General features: G+C 64.2%; 16 protein-coding genes and 1 pseudogene. 6 read left to right on the top strand and 11 right to left on the bottom strand.

What is annotated here, in order from left to right:
* The first annotated feature begins 10 nt into the window (after window positions 1-10).
* Window positions 11-691, top strand: a complete 681-nt coding sequence (locus ACOQFP_RS07745; protein ID WP_206491162.1) for a response regulator transcription factor — start codon at window positions 11-13, stop codon at window positions 689-691.
* A 110-nt stretch (window positions 692-801) separates the two neighbouring features.
* Here the strand turns inward: ACOQFP_RS07745 and ACOQFP_RS07740 are convergent, their stop codons facing one another.
* The 4 genes from ACOQFP_RS07740 to ACOQFP_RS07725 all read right to left on the bottom strand — a co-directional run bounded on the left by ACOQFP_RS07740 (window position 802) and on the right by ACOQFP_RS07725 (window position 4215).
* Window positions 802-2022 carry a phosphodiester glycosidase family protein gene (locus ACOQFP_RS07740; RefSeq protein WP_341245220.1) on the bottom strand — a complete coding sequence of 407 codons (1221 nt, stop codon included), beginning with the start codon at window positions 2020-2022 and terminating at the stop codon, window positions 802-804.
* A 164-nt stretch (window positions 2023-2186) separates the two neighbouring features.
* Entirely contained in the window at window positions 2187-2534 is a 348-nt protein-coding gene (locus tag ACOQFP_RS07735; protein WP_421583947.1) for a hypothetical protein, read from the bottom strand.
* Window positions 2535-2784: 250 nt separating this feature from the next.
* Window positions 2785-3117: a hypothetical protein gene (locus ACOQFP_RS07730; RefSeq protein ID WP_206491159.1), complete on the bottom strand. Its 333-nt coding sequence runs from the start codon at window positions 3115-3117 to the stop codon at window positions 2785-2787.
* A 291-nt stretch (window positions 3118-3408) separates the two neighbouring features.
* Window positions 3409-4215: a hypothetical protein gene (locus tag ACOQFP_RS07725; protein ID WP_341245148.1), complete on the bottom strand. Its 807-nt coding sequence runs from the start codon at window positions 4213-4215 to the stop codon at window positions 3409-3411.
* An 83-nt stretch (window positions 4216-4298) separates the two neighbouring features.
* Between ACOQFP_RS07725 and ACOQFP_RS07720 the strand changes: the two genes are divergently transcribed.
* The 4 genes and pseudogenes from ACOQFP_RS07720 to ACOQFP_RS07705 all read left to right on the top strand — a co-directional run bounded on the left by ACOQFP_RS07720 (window position 4299) and on the right by ACOQFP_RS07705 (window position 9121).
* On the top strand, window positions 4299-5702 hold the full coding sequence (locus ACOQFP_RS07720) for a sensor histidine kinase (protein WP_421583946.1): 1404 nt from the start codon (window positions 4299-4301) through the stop codon (window positions 5700-5702).
* Between the two features lie 576 nt (window positions 5703-6278).
* A pseudogene (locus ACOQFP_RS07715) lies at window positions 6279-6537 on the top strand (ATP-binding protein); the annotation flags it as partial.
* A 204-nt stretch (window positions 6538-6741) separates the two neighbouring features.
* Complete coding sequence (locus tag ACOQFP_RS07710; RefSeq protein WP_341245146.1) at window positions 6742-7728, top strand: alcohol dehydrogenase catalytic domain-containing protein; 987 nt, start codon at window positions 6742-6744, stop codon at window positions 7726-7728.
* 793 nt (window positions 7729-8521) lie between these two features.
* Complete coding sequence (locus ACOQFP_RS07705; RefSeq protein WP_421583945.1) at window positions 8522-9121, top strand: hypothetical protein; 600 nt, start codon at window positions 8522-8524, stop codon at window positions 9119-9121.
* Window positions 9122-9176: 55 nt separating this feature from the next.
* Here ACOQFP_RS07705 and ACOQFP_RS07700 read toward each other — a convergent pair whose 3' ends face one another.
* Window positions 9177-9635, bottom strand: coding sequence for a hypothetical protein (locus tag ACOQFP_RS07700; protein ID WP_206491155.1), 459 nt, complete (start codon window positions 9633-9635; stop codon window positions 9177-9179).
* A gap of 110 nt (window positions 9636-9745) precedes the next feature.
* Here ACOQFP_RS07700 and ACOQFP_RS07695 point away from each other — a divergent pair, with 110 nt between their 5' ends.
* A complete protein-coding gene (locus tag ACOQFP_RS07695) occupies window positions 9746-10621 on the top strand; it encodes a bifunctional methylenetetrahydrofolate dehydrogenase/methenyltetrahydrofolate cyclohydrolase (RefSeq protein WP_206491154.1) in 876 nt (291 codons plus the stop codon).
* On the opposite strand, the gene ACOQFP_RS07690 is transcribed toward ACOQFP_RS07695, so the two are convergent.
* The 6 genes from ACOQFP_RS07690 to ACOQFP_RS07665 all read right to left on the bottom strand — a co-directional run.
* Window positions 10591-11394, bottom strand: coding sequence for an IclR family transcriptional regulator (locus ACOQFP_RS07690; RefSeq protein WP_206491153.1), 804 nt, complete (start codon window positions 11392-11394; stop codon window positions 10591-10593). The genes ACOQFP_RS07695 and ACOQFP_RS07690 overlap by 31 nt on opposite strands.
* Window positions 11395-11446: 52 nt before the next feature.
* Window positions 11447-12139 (bottom strand): GntR family transcriptional regulator, encoded by a 693-nt coding sequence (locus ACOQFP_RS07685; RefSeq protein ID WP_206491152.1) that lies wholly within the window; start codon window positions 12137-12139, stop codon window positions 11447-11449.
* A gap of 41 nt (window positions 12140-12180) precedes the next feature.
* Window positions 12181-13332: an aromatic ring-hydroxylating dioxygenase subunit alpha gene (locus tag ACOQFP_RS07680; protein ID WP_341243543.1), complete on the bottom strand. Its 1152-nt coding sequence runs from the start codon at window positions 13330-13332 to the stop codon at window positions 12181-12183.
* Between the two features lie 96 nt (window positions 13333-13428).
* Window positions 13429-14592, bottom strand: coding sequence for an FAD-dependent oxidoreductase (locus ACOQFP_RS07675; protein WP_341243542.1), 1164 nt, complete (start codon window positions 14590-14592; stop codon window positions 13429-13431).
* A complete protein-coding gene (locus tag ACOQFP_RS07670) occupies window positions 14589-14951 on the bottom strand; it encodes a bifunctional 3-phenylpropionate/cinnamic acid dioxygenase ferredoxin subunit (protein ID WP_206492940.1) in 363 nt (120 codons plus the stop codon). Before ACOQFP_RS07670 ends, ACOQFP_RS07675 begins: the two co-directional genes overlap by 4 nt.
* 375 nt (window positions 14952-15326) lie before the next feature.
* Window positions 15327-15827: zinc-binding dehydrogenase (locus ACOQFP_RS07665; RefSeq protein WP_421583944.1), on the bottom strand; the 501-nt coding region annotated here is incomplete at its 5' end.

Genomic DNA, 15827 nt, shown 5'->3' with positions numbered 1-15827 from the left:
GGAGTTGTCGATGCGGGTATTGGTGGTCGAGGACGAAGTGCGCCTCGCGGAGATGGTGCGACGCGGTCTGGTGGCCGAAGGATTCACCGTCGAGGTCGAACACGACGGGGACAACGGGTTCCACAGCGCGGCCACGGGGGAGTTCGACGTCCTCGTCCTCGATATCATGCTGCCGGGAAAACACGGCTACGACATCGTGCGCGACCTCAGGGCACAGGAGGTGTGGACGCCGATCCTGATGCTCTCGGCCAAGGACGGTGAATACGATTTGGCCGATGCGTTCGATCTCGGTGCCGATGACTATCTGGTCAAGCCGTTTTCGTTCGTGGTGCTGCTCGCTCGTCTGCGAGCACTGGTCAGAAGAGGTGCTCCCGAACGGCCCACGGTGCTCACCGCCGGCGATCTGGACTTGGATCCTGCGCGTCATCGTGTCAGTCGCGGTGGTGTGGAATTGGCTCTCACCCCGCGGGAGTACAGCGTGCTCGAATTCCTGATGCGGCGCAGCGGCACTGTGGTGACCAAGTCCGAAATCGTGAGGTCGGTGTGGGACGTCAACTACGACGGGGACGAGAACATCGTCGAGGTCTACATCGGCTACCTCCGCAAGAAGGTCGATCAGCCGTTCGGGCGCAGGAGCATCGAGACGATTCGCGGGGTCGGGTACCGTCTGGCCGTTGCAGCGGCCGACTGAGCATCCTCGTTCTGCGGCAACGTCACCCTGGCCGCTCGCGTTCTCCCGGTCTGTCGTGAGGTCACTTCTTTGACCCGCAGGGACCGTGTTGGGCGCGCCGGAGCGCGTCCTTAGATGCCCTCGGCGTCGACCACGCTCGGCTGCGTCGATGCGGTGTCCGCTGCGGCCCACTGCTGATTCGGCGTCGGTGTCGCCAGAGTGAGATAGAAGAAGTCGCGTTGATCCGGAGCCAGGTAGCGGTCGGGCCTGTTCTGGACGCCCGGCAATATCGTCGCCGGTGTCAAAGTTCCGGCGGAATCCACTGTCCAGGAGTTGAACTCGGTCAGTCCGCCGTGAATGTCGAGCTCCATCCCGGTCACAGCCCCGGCATCGACGAGCGTCTGCGAGAGAGTGGAGAGGTCGACTTTCGAGGCTGCCACATACACGAGGTCGCCGTTCGCGGTGGTCCCCAGCGCAGACCGCTCGGTGTATTGCAGTTGATTCTTCGCACTACCCCACCGACTGTCGGCGTTCGAGTGCAGCCCCGGCGCGATCGAACCGTGATCGACGATCAACGGCAAATTCTGTCGCACCGCCACGATGTGCGGGTCCACCGCCGCGCCGCTGGTCCAGTCGATGACACTCAGGTGCCCCGAGTCGTCGACGACTGCCGAGGCCTGGCCGTTCTGCAGGTCCTGCCGTGCCACACCGTTCGAGAAGTACCCGCCCGCAATATCTTTCATCTTCCACCCGGAATTGAACGCAGCCACCAGATTCGGTACCTCGGAACCGGGTACCGATGCAGCGGCGTTGCCGTCGGTGCGGGGTTGGCTCGTGCCGTCGACGAGGTGGGCGACCGTCGCGGAACCGGAGACGATCGCTACTCCGGCCACCGCGCTGCGATGGGCCGGGTCCGGCTGGTAATGCGAAATGTACGCGACGGGAGTTCCATCGGCTCCCGTGCGCCCGGGTGTCCAGGTCGGAGCCGGCGATCCGGTGACCGTCGGAAGAACGGGGAGAGTGGCGAACGATGTCAGGGTGCCGCCGGGAATGGCTGTGGCCGAGGCGAATCCGGACAGATCGGGCGGGGTGTCCGATGGTGGGCTCGCGTAGCGCCAGTTCTCGTAGGCGTTGAGGACGGGGGCACCCCCATGGTCGCGGATCCACGATGATGTCTTGTCGTTCCAGGTCGCGTATCCCGGGGTCAGCAGTGCTCGCACGTAGGACATCGAGGCAAGGGTGAGCACGATGAGTGCAGCCGCCGCGAGAAGCTTCCAGATCTTCACCTCGCGGCGCGAAATCTGTCGGTCGTCGCTGTGGTCCGGCGGTGTCGGGCGAGTCGGTGCGAGCATAAGTGGGTATCTCCTGCCAGAAGTGATCCGGTATATCTCGATCATGCGCGGACGAGACTGAAGGAACACTGAAAAGCATTCGGAAGCAACAGGGTTGGGATGAAATAGGGGCAGTGCCCGTAGGCCAAGGGGGCCTACGGGCACTGCGGGGTGAAGCGAGGAACTTACTGTCCGGGGGCGTCGGCGATATCACCGGCCTCGGGCAGGTCCACCGAGCCCGGCGCATCGGGTGTATCGCCCGCTTCCTGCTTGTCGACCGAGCCCGGTGCATCGGGTGTGTCGCCGGCCTCGGGTACGTCTGCTGCGCCCGGTGCGTCCGGTGTGTCGCCGGCCTCGGGTACGTCTGCCGCGCCGGGTGCGTCGGGTGTGTCGCCCGCTTCGGGAGTGTCGACGACGCTGCTGTTCGGGGCTGCCGGCTGTTCGAGGGTCTGTGCGGCTGCGATGCCACCGCCGATGGATGCTCCGGCCAGCACGACGGCGGCGACCGCAACGATCCTGTTCTTGATGTTCACGAGGGTTCCTTCGGTTGTCGGATGCACATCTGATTGCGTGCGGTACAACACCGAATATGCTCGACTGCTCCTGAAGGATCCCTGTGGACAGCTGAGAGAGAGTTCAACATCGCGCGGCGCAGCGCAGTGCCGCTGCACATCGTCGGACACAGCTGGAGCTGCTGTCGACCGGCGAGCTACAGGGGCTCCGATGAGTGGGGGTAGCCGTCGAATCGGTCGATGGTCCTGCACTTCTCGGTTGCGGCCCTGTTCACGGTGTTCGGTCACGGTGAGTGAGTGGAGGCTCCGACGATGTCAGGGGTGAGGTGCTCTCCGGCGTCGACGGTGACCTCGGTGCCTCCGACACTCGTGCACCCGGGAAGCGAGCGTGCAGGGAATCGAGTTGGCGATGGAGCTCGTAGAGAATCGTGCGTTGAATTCGTGCATCGTCGGCATACCAACGGCGAGAAGATGTTCGGCCGACCTCCCAGGCCGTCCGGGCCATCTTCTCGGCTCTTTCGATTCGCGCCGAGATCACGGCGATCTCGGCGTGCAACATGGTGATGAACACGCGTGCTTGTTCGGCGTCTGCCGTGTCGGTCATCGATCCTCGTCTCGAGATCGGCCACGGTGGGTCGGGAGCGACCGCTGCCTGTGCCTGGTATCAGTCGATAGGCCCACGGTCGTACGCAGCGGGTGCCCTGCGGGCCGGTGGTCTTCCGCCGGACGCAGCAGTGCGACGGCCCGGCACAGTCGGTGCCGGGCCGTCGGTGCGGTGGGACGCGCCAGGACTATCGGTGAGTGGTCACGCACACCCCGCGGTTCTCGCGGGTAACTAGACCATGGCGCGGTGCTCCGCGCCGGCCGGTGTTTCGGTGACGTTCGTCGTGCGGTGTCATTCTCTGTGCGCGGCGTTGGTCGTCTCGGAGCTGTCGGTGGTGGTGTCGAGGACATCGGCGCGTGAGATGCTCAGATAGGCCACCGATCCGACGATGGCGGCGGTGAACACCGCGGTGACGACGGTCGGTCCCAGTCCGAGGCCGCCCACGGTCTTGTCTTGCGTGAGATAGTCGCCGATCGACGCGCCGAGGGGGCGAGTGACGATGTAGGCGATCCAGAACGCGAGGACGGCGTTCAGTCGTAGTCCGTAGTGCGCGACGGTGACCACAGCGATGATCGCCGCGAACACCAGTGCCGATGTCAGGTATCCCAATGCGATCTGCTCGGCGACCAGATCGCCCGCGGCGGTGCCCAACGCGAAGGTGAACAGGATCGCCAGCCAGTAGAACCCTTCACGGCGGCGGGTTCTGATGCTGTGGATCGAGAGTGTTCCCTCGCTGATGTACCACGCCGCGAACGTCAGGATCAGGCCGGCAGCGAAGAACCCGGTGCTGATGGCCAGGGGCACACCGAAGTTGTCGGTGAGATTGTCGGTGATCAACGTGCCGGCGATGCTGATCAGGATGACCACCAGCCAGTAGACCCACGGTACGTACCGGCGCAGCGTGAACTGGTAGATCAGGGCTGCGGCCAGGACTATGCCGACGACGATGGTGGTTCCGGTCAGGCCGAACCCGAGATCGACATTGAGTGCATCGGCGGCTGTCTCTCCGACGGTGGTACCGAGGATCTTGATGATCCAGAAGAAGAGTGTTACTTCGGGGACTTTGCTTGCCAATATGCGCGTGGTGGTCGTGGTCATGGTCGTGGACTCTGACAGAGCGTTCCTGAAGAGATGCTGAAGACGAGAGCCACTGTGAGGCAGTCAGGTAGGAGACTGGCGGGATGAGCGCTTTCGTCGATAGTGTGCGTCCACGATCGTGGACGGTGCGTGTGCGATCCGCGGTGGCCTCGACCGTGGTCCTTGCCGTGTGCCTGATCGCGGCGGGTGGCGCGTTGGTCGGTGTTCTCTACAGCTCACTCGAATCCTCCGCCCGAACGGCCGCGACCGCCCGGGCAGTGCAGGTCAGCGAGCAACTCGAGACCGATCTTCCCGCGCAGATCGACGAGTCGTTGTTGGCAACCGATGGCCAGATCGGCATACTGCAGGTCATCGACTCGGCCGGGGCGGTGAAAGCGTCCTCGCGGGCCGACGGCGGACGTGCGCTGTCCACGACCGCGGTTGCGCCCTCGACCACGCAGGATCTCGGACGCATCGACCGAGGCGACACCGGCGACTTCTGGGTCACAGCACGCGGTGCAGTGACCGCAGACGGACCGGTGACAGTACTGGTCGGTGCCGACCGCGAGCCGGTGGAAAAAGTCGTATCCACCGTCGCGGTCCTGCTGGGCATCGTCGGTCCGGTCGTGGTCGCTCTTGTGGCGTTGGCGACATACCGGCTCGTCGGAGCAGCGTTGAGCCCTGTCGAACGCATCCGCACCCGCGTCGCCTCGATCTCGAACAGTGAACTGGGAGAACGAATCCCGGTCCCGCAGTCACGCGACGAGATCGCTCGCCTCGCGGTGACGATGAATCGAATGCTCGAGCGTCTCCAGGCCGGACAACGGGCGCAACAACGATTCGTCAGCGACGCCTCGCACGAGCTTCGGAGCCCGCTGTCGACCATCACTACCGCTCTCGAACTCGCCGCATCGAGGCCGGAACTGATCGACGCATCACTGATCGACGAAGCGTTGCTGCCCGAAGCTCGTCGAATGCGCCGGCTGATCGAAGACCTTCTCCTGCTTGCTCGCTCGGACGAAAAGCAGACCCCGCTCGGTGCGGTCGACGTCGATCTCGACGACGTGCTGTACGCGGAGGGCAAACGGATCGAAGCGGTCACGGACCTGACCGTCGGAACGTCGATCGTTGCGGTCCGAATAACCGGAGATCAGCCCGCGTTGGCGAGGATGGTGCGCAACGTCGTCGACAATGCCATCCGGCACGCCGAAACCCGAATCGAACTGTCCTGCCACCAGTCCAGTGGATCTGCTGTGATCGTGGTCGACGACGACGGCCCGGGGATTCCCGAACAAGAGCATGAACGCGTGTTCGACCGGTTCGTCCGTCTCGATGCCTCCCGGACACGCGACGAAGGTGGTGCCGGACTCGGACTGGCGATCGTGGCCGGCACCGCCGCCGCCCACGCAGGCTCGGTCACTGTTTCTCGGTCCCCGCTCGGGGGAGCACGCTTCGAGATCAGGATTCCCACGCGTTCACCCAGACCATCGATCGATCTGCAGCCGTGAGGGCACCATCGAAAATCCCGACTACCAGCAGTAGCAGGTCGGCGGCCAGTAGGGTACACAGCGAAAGGACCCGTGCGGACCAGCCCTACACAGATCGGGTCCGCAGAATGGCTCCGACTCTCGTCGACGCACCGGGAGACCGCCCGAGCCATCCGCCGGTTCGGCACCGTCGCGATCCATACCAACCCTCATCGAGCTGTTCCGGTCCCGAGCGCCGGACGGACGACGGGGACCCCGAATCATTGTCGAAAGGGCGTCATGTCGGTAATCGACGTGCAACTGCTGTCCGGAACGGTCGGCGCTGTGCTGCTGGGAGTAGGAGTGGTTGGGTTGCTGGCGCTAGCCGCTGGGCGGGGGCGTCGCTGGTGGTGTCGGCGTTTACCGGCAGCGTTGCTCATCGGGGCGGGAGCGTCTGCGATTCTGATGGTCTCGGTCAACGTGCTGTGGCGGCCGTTCCCCGATCCTCTTCCTGCGGTCGCGGTGCTGTGGACCGGGCTCGGTGCTGCGGCGGTGGCGCGCAAAAAGCTCGACTACTCGGCCGTGAGGCCCCACCGATCCCATCGTGGGAGCACGTCCCGCAGGGTGACAGCCACAGAAACCAGCGACTTCTACGAACTCATCGTCGAACGCCACCGAAAGAGGACCACTATCGTCACCTCGAACCGGAAACCGGCGGAGTGGCTGACCATGACCGCCGACACCCTGCTCGCACAGTCCGCGATCGATCGACTGACCTCCAACCGCACACACCCTCGTCATCGAAGGACCGTCCTACCGCCAACGCACCCGACCCGGAACAGTTGACGCCACCAACGACAACGAGCATCCTCAATAACGCGCCACGGTGGCCCCTAGCCTCTGGCAGTCAGGTGGTCCCATTACCCTGGCAAGCGACACGCCAGCGCTGCAACTGCCGTGCATCTGAACCCGGAACAAAGTAGCAGCTGCTGTCCCGGCGAAAGCGAGTTCGACTCGACCGACGTGCCGCACTGTGCAGCCGAGTTCCCGGAAGAATGCTCGCTCCTGGTACACCTGTCTGATGCGCGCATTGGTGATCGAGGAGTTCGGACGTCCCGGCACTGTTCGAGACGTTCCCCGCCCGGACCCGGCACCGGACGGTGCTGTGGTGGAGGTAGCCGCGACTGGCGTCTGTCGGAGCGATTGGCACGCGTGGCAGGGGCATGACAGCGGGGTGCGGCTACCGTTGGTCCCTGGTCACGAGTTCGCCGGCACCGTCGTCTCCGTTGGTTCCGAGGTGAGTAGCTCGTGGGTCGGTCGCCGTGTCACCGCGCCGTTCGTCTGCGCATGCGGACGCTGCTCGACATGCGCGTCCGGTGATCATCAGGTGTGCCCGAACCAGGAACAGCCCGGCTTCACCCACGACGGGTCCTACGCGGAGTTCGTCGCGATTCGCCACGCCGACACGAACTTGGTGGAGCTTCCTGACGAGGTGTCCTTCGATGTAGCGGCCACGCTCGGCTGCCGGTATGCGACGGCGTGGCGTGCGGTCCACCGGCGAGCGCGGGTGGTGGCGGGTGAGCGCGTCGCGGTCTACGGATGCGGCGGGCTGGGGTTGTCTGCAGTGATCATCGCCTCTCATGCCGGCGCTGAGGTCACAGCCGTCGACGCATCACCGGCGGCACTGGAGATTGCGGTGCGGCTGGGCGCAACCAAAACGTCCGGCGAGGCGGTCGAGGGCATGGATGTCGCTTTGGAGTGCTCCGGTCACCCGGTACTGGCCGATGCCGCTCTTTCGATGTTGCGCCGCAGGGGTCGGCATGTGCAGATCGGCTTGCTCCCCGACGGCGCTCACATCTCCATGGACGCGGTGATCGGCAAAGAACTCGATGTCCTGGGCAGTCACGGTCTTGCCGCTCACGAGTATTCCGTACTGCTGCGTACGCTGCCTGTAGACGACATCGAGACGATGATCGCAACCCGTATACCGCTCGCCGATGCGCAGAGTGCATTGGACACTCTCGGTCGATCTGCTGGGGTGGTGTTGATTCACCCGGGCCTTGGTTAGTCCTCGCGGAGGTACGTCCACCGGGCTTCGCAGGTATCGATGTCGTGACGGGTGCCCGCGGTACCGCTCGTCGACCGGATGGGCCCCGCACGGCAGATCCGCGATGCAGCTTCGACTTTCGCTACGGATTCATGGGTTCGTGCTCGTTGTCGCTTCTGCTGCGAAATGTACTGATCCCGGTCAGGATTGCGGCCGCAGCAAACAAACAAGTAGCGACCCACGACCAAACCGGAGACGCACCGTCCTGAGTTCGAGTCACCGAAACAACGGCCCACAGCAACGCCTGTGCAGACCAGAAGAGAACCCACCATCTCCCGCTCGGAAAATTCACCGTCAATTCCTCGCATTCAGAAGGGATCCCGCGCACCGGTCACGCTGGATTGTGGTTGTTCCATCACGACAATCAGACGCTGAGGCGGGTAGCTGTACTCATCCACAACCCCGTCAGACCGATTGGTTCGGATTCTCCATCAGTGAAACAGGGTGGGGTGGCACACGCAACCGTTCACGGGTCCACGCCAGTTCGCTTGGACGACGGTCGATTACTTTCAGCATCTCGTGCGCGACCAGTTCGGGGTTGATCGACTGTCGTTCTCCAGCAATGAGTTACATGACTGGTAGGCGATCGTTCGGAGCAGCCGCCGAGGATTGGCGGTCGGGTAGTGCCCGTGACCTTTACAAGAGTGCTTCCAGCAGGGGTCCCGTCGCGCAGGCTTCGAGGTGGCTCGAAACCAGCGACAGTTGAGCTCCGACCGGCTAGCCCTTTCCACGGAGGCAGTGGACACTGACTTTCATGGCACGTTCAGGTGACTCGAAGTCCGTGTGGTCGACGGTTGTGGTGATCGTCGGCATCGTGGCAGCGGGCGTCGGGGTCGCGAGTCTGTTACACGACCCTCAGCCCGTCGCGGTGTCGATCCCTGGCTGTGCAGAGGTCATTCAGCCCGAGGACACCTACAGGGTCAACTTCGCGTTCGTCGGCGGCGATTCCGCCCCAGTGGCATTCGACGCATCGGCCGCGTCCGCCGCTTTGATCGATGCTCTCCCTGCGGGGACCACGGTGGAGCCCGACGCGATGTTCCCGCCGTTCACCTTCGCTGCCGATGGCAACGCGTCCGGAAGAATTTCACTGGGAGGGACAGTGGGTGACGTGAGCGTGAGTCTGTCGACATCCGACGAAACCCCAGGCCCGTGTTTCGCTGGGCACGTCGATGAGCGTCGAACCCTGGCCGACGGTACCGTCCTCGATATCACTTCGGGTGAAAACCATAGTCGCGTAAGGGTGTACAGGACCGATGGCAGTCGTGCCGATGTATCCGCAGACCGTGTCCTGACGGTCCGGCAAGTAACCGATATCGCAATGGCCCCTGGCCTCCGTGTGGGTGGTCCGCACTGAACCGGCTGGGTTCTACCGGAATCGGCTCAGATCTTTCGCTGTGCAGCCGAGTCCGTCAGCGATCGGAGGTGTCCTGATGGACCCGATAGTTGTGCCATGCCTGTGCCGATAGAGTCACCGCGATGAAGGCGAAGCCGATGATCGGCAGAAAAATCGGCCATGGAATCGACAGGTTGTTCGCCGCCATCAACGCGCCGGTCAATGTCATCGATGCGCCGACAGTCTCGAGCAGGTCGACCTTGCGCGGTCGTACTGGCGGGAATCCGATCCACGGAATGCGTCGACCTGCGTTCTCTCGTGAGATCCGCCGCGCTGCTGCAATGGAAAGTGCCGCCCCGATCGCGAATATGAAGATTCCGGCGGCGACGATCCACCGGTAGCCCCCGTCGATCCACATCGATGCCAGGAACAGCGCTGCGAGACCCACATACGCGCACCACAGTTTCCAGGACGGTGCAGACTCTCGCTCGTCCTGCTGCACGCTGACCGGTCGCATCGGCTGCAGTGGCTCCATGTTTCGACCCTCTCATGTCATTGCTCTTGACCGGCGGCAGCCGCACGCCGTACTGTGATCGACAGTTGATATATCAGTACGATGACGGCCGACTCCAAGGAACCCACAGCATGACCACAGCGCTCAGGATCGACGGCAACGCAGTGAGTGCGATCGTCAAGGACGACCTGCGTCACCGCGTTCAACGGCTCGCGCAGCAGGGGATCAGGCCCGGCCTCGGCACAATTCTGGTCGGTGAGGATCCAGGAAGCCGCTCCTACGTCGCGGCGAAGCACCGCGACTGCGCCGAGGTGGGGCTGCATTCGATTCAGGTCAGGTTGCCCGCGACCGCGAGTCAGCGCGAGATCGAAGATGCGGTGCACGCTCTCAATGACGACCCGGAGTGCACCGGCTTCATCGTTCAGCTGCCACTTCCGCCGCACATCGACACGCATCGGGTGATCGAACTGATCGACCCGCGTAAAGACGCCGACGGCCTGCACCCGACGAACCTGGGCCGGCTCGTACTCGGCATGGATGGGCCGCTGCCCTGCACCCCGCGCGGAATCCTGGAACTTCTTCGCCACCATGATGTACCGATCACCGGTGCCCGCTTCTGCATCATCGGTTGCGGTATCACGGTCGGCCGCCCGCTGGGGCTGATGCTCACCCGCCGCAGCGAGCACGCGACAGTGACCATGTGCCACGAAGCCACGGTGGACACCGCCGCGCACACGCGCGCCGCCGACGTCGTCATCGCGGCGGCAGGCGTTGCACACCTGGTGCGTCCGGACTGGATCAGCGCCGGAGCGACGGTGCTGTCGGTGGGAATCACCCGTACCGTCGAAGGAATTCTGGGCGACGTGCATCCGGGCGTCGAGCAGATCGCGGGGCGGCTCAGCGGTGCAACGGGCGGAGTCGGCCCGATGACTCGGGCCATGCTGTTGACCAACGTCGTCGAGTGCGCCGAGGCCGCTCAGGTCGAGGGAATGAACGATTCCCGGTAGCCCATCTTCTCGCTGATCTCTGCGGCGGCGGCCAGCACATCCGGGACGATGGCCCGCATTCTTGCCTCGTCGAAGCGATACACCGGACCGGAGACGCTCAGGGCGGCGACCGTCTTGCCGGTGTAATCGAGGATCGGGGCTGCGATGGCGTTGAGGCCGGTCTCGAATTCTTCGACGACCACCGCGTATCCGAGCGAGCCGGCAGCGTCGAGCTCGGCCGTGAGTGCGGCCGTGGTGGTGACCGTGTGCTCGGTGTGCCGATGAAGATCGAGAGAATCGACCATGGCCCGACGACCATCGGGATCGAGAGCGGCCAGCAGCACCTTGCCGCTCGCCGTGGCGTGCAGCGGAGTCTGTTCGCCGATCCAGTTGTGGGTTCCTACCGAACTGGGTCCTCTGGCCTCATCCAGGTGGACCGCGGTATCTGCTCGTCGCACAGCGATGTTCACTGTCTCGCCGAGCTTCGTCGCCAGGCGCTCGAGTATCGCGTGACCGTACTCGGTGATCTCCAACCGCTCGGGGACTGCGGCGGCCAGCCGAAGTACTCCGAGGCTGAGTCGATACTTGCCGCGGTTGTGCGTCTGCATCACCATGTCGTGCTCTTCGAGCGACGTCAGCAGGCGCGACACCGTGGACTTGTGCACACCGATCTCTGTGGCGATGGCGCTCACGCCGGCTTCTCCTAGCCGTGCCATGACCTCGAGTACGCGAAATGCGCGGTCGACCGACTGGACGCCACCTTCCGGGGCGCGGTTCGAATCGTCAGTGGCCATCCCCGCGACTATACGTAACACGCACTTGCCCGGCGGCGTGCCCCCTCGAGACCTAGATGACCGCTCGGACTGCGTCGTCGAACTCGGTCACGTGCGCCCGCGCGATGCTCGCAGCGTTCTCGGCTTCCCCGGCCGCGATCGCGCGCAGCAACTCGGTGTGGGTACCGACGTGGTCGGCCAGTGGGGGCAGCCGATCCAGGAACAGCCAGAAGATTCGCGTCGCAAGATTGCTGTAGCGAATCAACGCATCCTCGAGAACCGGATTCGACGCGAGCCGGTACACAGTGCGATGCACCTCGGTATCCCACTCGATCAGATCGTGTTGGCTCGGGTTCGTTGCCTCGAGCTCCTCGGTACGGTCGGCCATACCCCACAGGACTTGACGTTGCGTCGCGGTGGCCGCGGCGGCGGCCTTCGCTGCCGCGAGTGGTTCGAGCCGCTGGCGAATCTCGGAGATGTCCCCCAGGTCGGCGACCTCGATGGAGGTCGCGAAGGTGCCGCGTCGGGAATGCGAGATGACCAGCCGCTCGTATTCGAGCCGTTTGAGTGCCTCCCGGACGGGAGTGCGGCCCACACCGAGCTCGGCAGACAGCGCCGACTCGACGACGGCGTCCCCGGGTTTGATCGCCAGCTTGATCAATTTGTCGCGAATGGCCGAATACGCGACGTCGGCCATTGTCGCCCCCGTGTCGCCGTGCACCCCCGGAGAACCGGGGGTGCCGGACGACGCGACCTCGACACTCATGGGTACCGATCCTATCGGTACCGCACATACGACCGGTTCGGTCAGCCCTCGATGCGGTTCTTGAGCCAGTCGTGGAAGATGCCGATGTGGTGTTCGCTGCCCACCAGGACACCGCCGTCGCGGTACTTACGTGAACTCATCGCGGGCTGGCAGCGTTCACACGCCTCGAAGTCCTGCAGGTTGACGCGGTGGAACAACTCCACCGAGTGCTGCAGGTCTCGGCCGGAGGCGACCACACCGGGCAGATACAGCCAATCGCATTCCACCAGGGTGCGATCGGGGGCAAGCGGATACATCCGGTGGATGATCACGTGATCCGGGACGAGGTTGACGAACACCTGCGGCCGGACAGTGATGGCGTAGTAGCGCCGGTCCTGCTCCGGTGCGATTCCGGGGATGGAGTCGTGCCCAGCGGTGCCATCGAGTGTGAAGCCCTGAACTGATTCACCGAATTCGGCTCCGTGCCCCACGTAGTACTGGGCGGCATAACCGTCGGCGAATTCCGGAAGAACCTCGGTGAGCTCAGGGTGAATGGTGGCGCAGTGGTAGCACTCCATGAAGTTCTCGATGATGAGCTTCCAGTTCGCCTTGACGTCGTAGCTCATGCGCCTGCCGAGGCCGAGATCCTCGACCTTGTAGCGGTCGATCGATTCGACGTCACCGAGTCGGTCGCGAATGTCCTGCACCACGGTGGTGTCGAAGGACGCCGGATTGTCACTGAGGTTGACCCAAACGTATCCGAGCCATTCCTCCACCGACACCGACGACAAGCCGTAGCGAACCCGGTCGATATCGGGCATCTTGGTCAGGTTCGGTGCAGCGATGAGCTTTCCGTCCAGGTCGTACGTCCAGGCGTGGTACGGGCACTGGAACGATCGCTTGACTTCGCCCTTGTCCTCCATACAGATTCGCGCGCCGCGGTGCGCGCAGACGTTCAGGTAGGCCTTGATGGCACCGGTACGTGTGCGCGTGATGATGACGCTCTCGCGGCCGATCTGCACGGTCCGGAACGAGCCGGGCTTGTCCAGATCCGCTGCGCGGACAGCGCAGATCCACAGCTCCTCGAAGATCTTCTCCTGCTCGAGCTCGAAGATGTCCGGGTCGGTGTAGTACCGACCGGGCAGGGTCGAGATCAGACTTTCCGGCAGGGGGAGTGGGGCGGCGGGCGGCGTGGGGTCGTCGATGGTGGTCAAGGGTTCCTCCGTACGTGGCCGATCTTCTGGATCGGTGACGAGACGTCAACTGGGATAAGGGGATACGACGGGTGGGTCTGTGGTCTGGGCTGGGTGTCAGACCGCTAGTGCAGGAGCCGAGAGCTGTCGGCGCCAGCGGGTGAACAAACGAACTTGATTGACACCGAGTACGCCGACAGGAAGTCCTGCCGATCGGTACACGGCGAGGAAGCTCCCGAGTTCGGGTGAACCCTCTTCTATGGTGCATTCACTGTCCGGTCCTGCGATGCCGGCGAACTGAATGCGCGACCCGTACTGATCGGACCAGAAGTACGGAGGCTTGACGTGTTGGCCGCCGTAACTGCCCGAAAGCAGTGTGGCCACGGCGACGGTGGGACGTTCGGACGCCCCTGCCCAATGCTCCACTCGCCGATGAGTGCCGTTGGAATCGAGCCAGGCGGCGCAGTCGCCGACGGCTACGACCCCTGGTACTGCCGTCGCGCCGCCGCCGTCGCACAGAATTCCGTTGCCGAGCGCGAGGCCACTGGAGCCGAGCCAGTCGATGTTCGGAATTCCGCCGATGCCGACGACGACGACATCGGCGTCGAGGAGCCGTCCGTCTGCGAGCCGAACACCGCTCACCCGGTCGGTACCAGTGAGACCGTCGACGGCGATGCCGCAGATCAATGTGGTGCCGTTGTCGCGGTGCAGATTGCCCACCGCGCTACCCAATCGCGCGCCCAGCGGGCCGGCGAGTGGTGACGGGGCCGCTTCGACAACCGTGACCTCGAGGCCCAGTTTCCTTGCAGTGGAAGCCACTTCGGCTCCGATGAAGCCGGCCCCTATGACGACCAGACGTGCGCCGGGGACGAGCTCGGCGCGGAGTCTGTCGGCGTCGTCGATCGTGCGAAGGACGTGCACACCGGACAGGTGGTCGGTGCCGGGGAGCGATCGTGCCCGCGAGCCGGTGGCGAGGATGACGCCGTCGGAGGTCAGTTCGGCACCGTCGTCGAGGGTGACGGTTCTCCTGGACGGGGCCAGGTCCGTGGCTGTGCGGCCGAGAACCCAGGTGACGTCCAGATCCTCGTCCTCGGGCTCGAGTGCGAGGGTGGCCATGTCCACGTCGCCTGCGAGGTACTCCTTCGACAGTGGCGGACGGTCGTAGGGCCGGTGACGCTCGGCGCCGACGATGGTGACCGCACCGTCGAACCCGGCTGCCCGCAGGGCGCGAGCCGAGCACAGTCCCGCCAGGGATGCCCCGACGATGGTCACGCTCTTCACGAATGCCCCTCGGCGGCCAGGCGGCTGCGAACGTCGGGCGGAAGATTGGGGGTCGCAGTGCTCAGCTCGATGTAGATCATGCCCTCGTCCACAACGACGGTGTGTGTACGGACCGGCAATTTGGCGGGAGGCGCGTCGACGGCTCCGGTGCGCAGGTCGAATGTGGATGCGTGCAGAGGGCACTCGACGGCGCACCCTTCCAGCCATCCGTCCGAAAGCGACGCGTCCTGATGCGTACAGGTGTCGTCGATCGCGAACAGCTCACCGTCCTCGGTGTGGAACAGCGCGACCGGAGGGCTGGTTTCGACTCGTAGAGCTTCGCCGCCGGGAAGGTCGGCCAAGGGGCACACCTTGAGCATACGGATCCTTTCTGTATCGCTATGCGAAACGCGTCTTACTTTCCGCAACAACAGTGTGGGCACGCCACAGGAGTGTGTCAATAGGTGACGGCACTTTTCATCGTCGCGAAACACTACGTAACCCGAATCGGACAAACCACGTGTTGTACCAGGTAGGCGGGTGGTTCGGGCGCGGCACGGCCGGTGCTCGATGAGCTGTTCCAGCTCGGCCCGGCGGCGCACCGATGGCGAAGTGCATCAGGTGCGCCGCGACGCAATCGTTACCCGCGAGTAGCTCGGAGTGAACTTTGATATATCAGCAATGGAATGTGTCGTTCACTCAAATGGTGTTCTCGACGTCCCAGGTGCCGCCGTTCTGTACTCGGACGGTGCCGCTCATACGATCACCACCGAACGCAGCACGGTGCCCTGATGCATCTTCTCGAACGCTGCCTCGACGTCCCCCAGACCGATCCGTTCGGTGACGAACTTCTCGAGCGGCAACCGGCCCTGCTCGTACAGATCGACCAGCATCGGGAAGTCCCGCTCGGGAAGGCAGTCGCCGTACCAGGACGATTTCAACGAGCCACCACGGGAGAAGAAATCGATCAACGGCATCTCCAGGGTCATCTCCGGTGTCGGGACCCCCACCAACACCACCGTGCCGGCCAGATCACGGGCATAGAACGCCTGCTTCCACGTCTCCGGACGACCGACGGCATCGATGACCACATCCGCCCCGAACCCACCGGTCAACTCCTGGACGGCCTCGACGACATCGACCGCCGAGGCATCGACGGTATGGGTGGCACCGAGATCGACCGCCCAGTCGAGCTTGCCCTTGTCGCGATCGACCGCGATGATCGTCGACGCCCCGGCCAGCCGGGCACCGGCGAT

Source organism: Rhodococcus sp. MALMAid1271 (assembly GCF_049195265.1).
Lineage (GTDB): Bacteria > Actinomycetota > Actinomycetes > Mycobacteriales > Mycobacteriaceae > Rhodococcoides.
This window is presented reverse-complemented; position numbering and strand designations above follow the sequence as displayed.

What these genes read in the sequence shown, in the direction of transcription:
- ACOQFP_RS07745 (WP_206491162.1), top strand. Translation starts at nt 11, where the DNA reads ATGCGGGTATTGGTGGTCGAGGACGAAGTGCGCCTCGCGGAGATGGTG.
- ACOQFP_RS07740 (WP_341245220.1), bottom strand. Translation starts at nt 2,022, where the DNA reads ATGCTCGCACCGACTCGCCCGACACCGCCGGACCACAGCGACGACCGA.
- ACOQFP_RS07730 (WP_206491159.1), bottom strand. Translation starts at nt 3,117, where the DNA reads ATGACCGACACGGCAGACGCCGAACAAGCACGCGTGTTCATCACCATG.
- ACOQFP_RS07725 (WP_341245148.1), bottom strand. Translation starts at nt 4,215, where the DNA reads ATGACCACGACCACCACGCGCATATTGGCAAGCAAAGTCCCCGAAGTA.
- ACOQFP_RS07720 (WP_421583946.1), top strand. Translation starts at nt 4,299, where the DNA reads ATGAGCGCTTTCGTCGATAGTGTGCGTCCACGATCGTGGACGGTGCGT.
- ACOQFP_RS07710 (WP_341245146.1), top strand. Translation starts at nt 6,742, where the DNA reads ATGCGCGCATTGGTGATCGAGGAGTTCGGACGTCCCGGCACTGTTCGA.
- ACOQFP_RS07705 (WP_421583945.1), top strand. Translation starts at nt 8,522, where the DNA reads ATGGCACGTTCAGGTGACTCGAAGTCCGTGTGGTCGACGGTTGTGGTG.
- ACOQFP_RS07700 (WP_206491155.1), bottom strand. Translation starts at nt 9,635, where the DNA reads ATGGAGCCACTGCAGCCGATGCGACCGGTCAGCGTGCAGCAGGACGAG.
- ACOQFP_RS07695 (WP_206491154.1), top strand. Translation starts at nt 9,746, where the DNA reads ATGACCACAGCGCTCAGGATCGACGGCAACGCAGTGAGTGCGATCGTC.
- ACOQFP_RS07690 (WP_206491153.1), bottom strand. Translation starts at nt 11,394, where the DNA reads ATGGCCACTGACGATTCGAACCGCGCCCCGGAAGGTGGCGTCCAGTCG.
- ACOQFP_RS07685 (WP_206491152.1), bottom strand. Translation starts at nt 12,139, where the DNA reads ATGAGTGTCGAGGTCGCGTCGTCCGGCACCCCCGGTTCTCCGGGGGTG.
- ACOQFP_RS07670 (WP_206492940.1), bottom strand. Translation starts at nt 14,951, where the DNA reads ATGCTCAAGGTGTGCCCCTTGGCCGACCTTCCCGGCGGCGAAGCTCTA.